At 67.1% G+C, this 5,604-nt stretch carries 3 protein-coding genes; 2 read left to right on the top strand and 1 reads right to left on the bottom strand.

Annotated elements, in window-relative coordinates; translation table 11 throughout:
• Window positions 1-219: 219 nt before the first annotated feature.
• Complete coding sequence (carA, locus tag VJ655_RS01535; RefSeq protein WP_324097605.1) at window positions 220-1,386, bottom strand: glutamine-hydrolyzing carbamoyl-phosphate synthase small subunit; 1,167 nt, start codon at window positions 1,384-1,386, stop codon at window positions 220-222.
• A gap of 329 nt (window positions 1,387-1,715) precedes the next feature.
• Between carA and VJ655_RS01530 the strand changes: the two genes are divergently transcribed.
• Both VJ655_RS01530 and VJ655_RS01525 read left to right on the top strand, forming a co-directional pair.
• On the top strand, window positions 1,716-1,988 hold the full coding sequence (locus VJ655_RS01530; RefSeq protein WP_324097604.1) for a DUF1272 domain-containing protein: 273 nt from the start codon (window positions 1,716-1,718) through the stop codon (window positions 1,986-1,988).
• Between the two features lie 489 nt (window positions 1,989-2,477).
• Window positions 2,478-5,573, top strand: coding sequence for a TonB-dependent receptor (locus VJ655_RS01525; RefSeq protein ID WP_324097603.1), 3,096 nt, complete (start codon window positions 2,478-2,480; stop codon window positions 5,571-5,573).
• The last annotated feature ends 31 nt before the right edge of the window (window positions 5,574-5,604 follow it).

Raw genomic sequence — 5,604 nt, 5'->3', positions numbered from 1 at the left:
TGTTTGCGGGAGGCGGCCCCTGACTCCCGCTGCATTCCCCTTCTCCCCTTGCGGGAGAAGGTGTCGCCCCGGACTTGATCCGGGGTGACGGATGAGGGGTTGAAGACAGGATCCGCCGCGAACTGCGGCTGATGTTCGTTGGTATGCTGACAGGTCCGCGCGACCTCTCACCCGGCCCTTTGGGCCACCCTCTCCCGCAGGGGGAGAGGGAATGGGTCCCTACTTCGCCGCGTCCATCAGGCCCGCGAAGCGCTCGAACAGGTAGAGGCTGTCGGTCGGTCCCGGAGACGCCTCCGGGTGGTGCTGGACGCTGAACACCGGCTTGTCGGCCAGCTGGATGCCGGCGTTGGTGCCGTCGAACAGCGAGACGTGGGTCTCCTGCACCGGGGCGGGCAGGGACGCCGAGTCCACGGTGAAGCCGTGGTTCATAGAGACGATCTCGACCTTGCCGGTGGTCAGGTCCTTGACCGGGTGGTTGGCGCCGTGGTGGCCCTGCTCCATCTTCACGGTCTTGGCGCCTAGGGCCAGGGCCAGCATCTGGTGGCCCAGGCAGATGCCGAACACCGGCTTGCCGCTCTGAACCAGCTTCTGGATCTCCGGCACGGCGTATTCGCCCGTCGCGGCCGGATCGCCGGGGCCGTTGCTCAGCAGCACGCCGTCGGGATTGCGGGCCAGGATGTCCTCGGCCGAGGTCGAGGCCGGCACCACCGTGGCGCGGGCGCCGACATGGGCGAGAGCCCGCAGGATGTTGCGCTTGACGCCATAGTCGACGACCACGACCTCGTACTTGGGCTTGTCGAGCTTGGCGTAGCCTTCCGGCCACGACCACAGGCCCTCGTCCCAGGTGAAGGTCTGGGTGGTCGAGGCGTCCTTGGCCAAATCGAGGCCTTCCAGCCCGGCCCAGGCCTTGGCCTTGGCGACCAGGGCCTCCAGGTCGAACTTGCCTTCGGGCGAGTGGGCGATGACGCCGTGCGGCATGCCGGTCTCGCGGATCTTGCGGGTCAGGGCACGGGTGTCGATCCCCGCCAGGCCGATGACGCCGCGGGTCTTCATCCAGGCGTCGAAGTCGCCATTGGCGCGCCAGTTGGCCTGCTCCGTCGGGACCTCGCGGAACAGGGCGCCGCGGGCGGCCGTCTCGGCCACGCCGGTGATCTGCTCGACGTCCTCGACGTTCGTGCCGACATTGCCGACGTGCGGGAAGGTGAAGGCCACGATCTGGGCCATGTAGGACGGGTCGGTCAGGATCTCCTGATAGCCCGTCATGGCGGTGTTAAAGCACACCTCGCCGACCGCGTCGCCGATCGCGCCGCAGCCCACGCCCTGCAGGATCGTGCCGTCGGCCAGGGCGAGGACACCGGTAACGCCGGGGAGAAGGTCTTGGGACATTCTTTTGAGCGCTCCTGAACGCGGTCGGGCCCGGAATTGGGCGGGTCATTTTCGCAAAAAGGCGGACCCGGGGTAACCCCTGTCCGGCCCCCGCGCGCCGGGGCGTCTCCTTGCAAGAAAGCGGTCGGGTTTTTGGCCCGACCGCCGCGCAAACGGCGCGGTGTCTAGGGGGTATGGGGGAGGGGGTCAACCCCTCATGATCACGCGATTTTCGCTTGCTTCCACATTCCCGTGATCGGGGAACGGACGCCCTCGCGCGGACAGGGTAAAGGGCCTTATGGTGCAAGGCTTCCAAGCATGGAAGCGCGACGAACACGGGAGGACGGCCCATGCTCGAGTTGCGTCCCAATTGCGAGTGCTGCGACGCCAATCTGCCGCCGGCCAGCGACGCGGCCCGAATCTGCACCTTCGAGCACACCTTCTGCGCCGACTGCGCCGACCTGCGGTTCGGCGAGACCTGTCCCGACTGCGGCGGCGGCCTGGTCGCTCGCCCCATCCGGCCGGAGGGGCAGCTGCACCGCTACCCGGCCTCGCTGCGCCGGGTCTATCGCGGCCAACGCCCCGCATGGGTGCAGCCCGAGCGGCCGTCAGGCTGGGCGTAGGACGCGGAATCCCTCTCCCCCGTGAGAGGGAGGGACCCGCCGCCAAAGGCGGTGGGAGGGAGAGGGGCTAAGACCTTCCCGACCGAAGTTCTGACCAAGACGCCCGACCGTGATGCTTCAATCCGCGCGGGGCCTGGACAGGCTCGAGAGCGCGGTCCGACGAACGGCCGCCGGATTTTTCGGCCAAAGGTGAAGCCGCTCACCCTCCCACCGCCTTTGGCGGCGGGCCCCGCCCTCTCCCCGTGGGAGAGGGTTTTTCCTCCCCCAAACCGCGACCGTGGCGCCGGCGCCGCACTTGTCAGCCAAAGGTCGGACAGCCCTCGGATAACGAGGTCTGACCACATTGACACCGGAGGACTTACCTCGTAACGCTGCGATTGTGACCGCTACCACTGCCTCGGCGTGGGGGCGTCGAGCCCGGGAAGGGGGTCGACGGACCGCGGCGACAACAATCAGGCGCGCAGAGCGCTGGAGACTTAGGGGAGAAACATGCCGTTCATCCGACATCACCGTTCCGCGCGCCGCATGGCGCTGGTCGGCGCGACTTGCCTGACCACCCTGGCGCTGGTGCCTCTGGCCATGACCACGGCCGCCCACGCCCAGACCGCGCCGGCCGCCGCCGAAGACAGCGCCGTCGAAGAGATCGTCGTCACCGGCTACCGCAAGAGCCTGGCGCAATCGACCGTCGCCAAGCGTGAGACCACCGGCTTCGCCGACGCGATCTTCGCCGAGGACATCGGCAAGTTCCCCGACTCCAACATCGCCGAGTCGTTCAACCGCATTCCCGGCATCACCATCACCCGCGACATCACGGGCGAGGGCACGAACGTCGCCATCCGCGGCCTGGGTTCGAACTTCACCAACGTGACGCTGAACGGCGCCTCGATCGCCGTGGCCTCGTCGGGCGCGACCGACGCGCAAGGCACCGACCGCTCGGTCGACCTTTCCTTCTTCCCGACCGACCTCTTCACCAAGCTGACGGTCAACAAGAGCTACTCGGCCAGCCTGCTGGAAGGCGGCGCGGCGGGTAACATCGACATGCGCTCGGCGCGTCCGTTCGACCGCCCCGGCCAGCACCTGACCATGAACGTCCAGGGCGTGAAGCCCGACGGCGCCAAGCTGGGCGGCAAGGGCTCGCTGATCGCCAGCAAGACCTGGGACAATGTCGGCGTCCTGTTCGGGGTTTCGGGCCAGCGCCTGCACACCGACACCCGCGGCTACGAGACCATCGGCTTCACCAACCCCAACCTGTCGGCCGCCCAGTGCGGCGCGACCAGCGGCTGTAACGCCACGGGCGGCGGCAACTGGACGATCCCGGCCACGGTGCCGGTCGGCGCGGGCGGCGGCCTGGTGGCCGGCACGGTCATCGACCGCGACTTCCTGCTGTCCAAGAACCCCGGCGCGACGATCCAGCAGATCGACAACGGCCTGTTGCCGCGCCTTGGCCGTCCGTCGGCCGAATACGGCAGCCGCGACCGCATCAACATGGTCGGCAGCATCGAGTGGCGTCCGAACGACGACATGAACTTCTACATCGACGGGATGTACGGCTACAAAAAGAACGATCTGCTGCGCGAGGACATCGCCTGGATCGTCCGCAACGGCGCGATCATCCCGACGAACACCAAGTACGACAAGGCCGACTGCTCGACGGGCTGCACGGTCACCCAAGGCACCTACGCCAACTCGCAGTTCTTCCTGGAATTCCGTCCCTACATCGAGAAGACCGAACTGTGGGGGATCAACCCGGGCGGCGAATGGCGCATCACCGACAAGCTGAAGGTCGAGGCCCAGGCCAACTACACCAAGAGCAACTTCCACCGCGAAAGCCCGACCTTCGGTCCGGTGACCGCGCTGGGCGTCGGCACGACGGTGGACTACACCTACAACCCCAACGGCCCGCCGACGATCAAGAGCAGCGTCGACCTGAACAACCCGGCCAACTTCGTCTGGACCGGCGGTCGCCTGAACATGCAGGACGAGAAGCGCTGGTACGAGACCAAGGGCGCCCGCGCCGTGGTCACCTGGGGCGACGAGAAGCTGAACCTGAAGTTCGGCGGCAACTATGACGACGTCTCGCGCACCATCCGCGGCTACGACAACACCACGCCGTGGCAGAACGCGACCTGCGGCAACAACCCCAGCATCAACCTGCCTTCGCCGAACGGCCAGCCGCCCTGCCAGGGCCTGAACCAGCCGGGCGCCGCGCCCGCCGGCTATCCGACCTATCCGGGCTACGGCACGGGCTCGACGGCCGGCCAGACGGGCACGCTGACCTATGGCGGCTCGCTGATCCCGACCGCCAGCCTGGCCAGCTACCTGAAGCCCGGCCCGGCCGGCTTCGTCACGGTCGACTGGGACAAGGTCAAGCAAGCCACCGGCTACGACAAGCTGCATGACGCCTCGCCGGAAACCGGCGGCTCCAACACCGGCGCCAGCGGCGGCTACATCAACGAGAAGAACTCGTCGGCCTATACCGAGCTGAACGGCGTCACCCAGGTGCTGGACAGCGATCTGCGCTTCAACGTCGGCGTCCGCTACGTCCACACCAAGCAGACGATCGGCGGCCGCGTCTCGCTGGCGGATCCGCGCAACACCCTGCCGGGCGGCGCCCAGCTGCCGGACGGCTCGCGCTATCCGAACGTGACGAACTTCGTCTACACCGAGAACACCTATTCGAAGTGGCTGCCGGCCGCCAACATCGCCTATGACGTCGGCGAGCACGCCGTGGCCCGCGTGGCCGTGTCGGAAACGATGACCCGTCCGGATCCGGCCGCCCAACTGCCGGGCGTCAGCTTCGGCGCCCCGTCGGCCGACCAGGCCACGATCGGCAACTCGGCCCTCAAGCCCTACTTCTCGAAGAACATCGACCTGGGCTTCGAGTTCTACACCGGCCAGGAAGGCGTGATCGCGGTCAACGCGTTCCGCAAGTCGCTGACCGGCTTCACGACCAACAACGTCGTGACCCAGCCGTTCTCGTACCTGGCCCAGTACGGCATCACCTACGACACCCTGAACGACACCCAGAAGACGGCCATCAACTCGCGTGGCGGCCCGACCCAGGCCCAGGTGCAGATCCAGTCGCAGATCAACGTGCCCAACAAGCTCACGATCAACGGCCTGGAATTCCAGTGGGTGCAGCCGCTCGACTTCCTGACCAGCCAGTTCGGCGTCGAGGGGCTGGGCGTCAACGCCAACGCCACCATCGTCGACCAGACCAGCAACGGTCCGGCGGTCGCCTACGGCGTGGCCAAGTACACCTACAACCTGACGGGCTACTACGAGCACAACGGCATCAGCCTGCGTCTCAGCCACGTCTACCGGAAGGGCTCGCAGTCCAGCGGCGCCAACCAGAACGGCGTGACCGCCGCGGCTCTGTTCTCCGACACGTACAAGCAGACCGACTTCTCCTCGAGCTACGACCTCGAGAAGCTGTTCGGTCTGCGGAACGCGCCGCAGCTGACCTTCAACATCACCAACCTGACCAACGAGGCGCTGCGCTCGCACTTCCAGTACGACAACGCGACCTTCACCTACTACAAGCCCGGCCGCCAATACGTGGTCGGCCTGCGGATGAGCTTCTAAGACGTCGGACTCCTGGTTCGGATCCCTCGGG

Source organism: Caulobacter sp. (genome assembly GCF_035254145.1).
Lineage (GTDB): Bacteria > Pseudomonadota > Alphaproteobacteria > Caulobacterales > Caulobacteraceae > Caulobacter.
The sequence above is the reverse complement of the archived record's forward strand: the minus strand, read 5'-3'. Positions and strand labels throughout refer to the sequence as shown.

What these genes read in the sequence shown, in the direction of transcription:
- carA (WP_324097605.1), bottom strand. Translation starts at nt 1,386, where the DNA reads ATGTCCCAAGACCTTCTCCCCGGCGTTACCGGTGTCCTCGCCCTGGCC.
- VJ655_RS01530 (WP_324097604.1), top strand. Translation starts at nt 1,716, where the DNA reads ATGCTCGAGTTGCGTCCCAATTGCGAGTGCTGCGACGCCAATCTGCCG.
- VJ655_RS01525 (WP_324097603.1), top strand. Translation starts at nt 2,478, where the DNA reads ATGCCGTTCATCCGACATCACCGTTCCGCGCGCCGCATGGCGCTGGTC.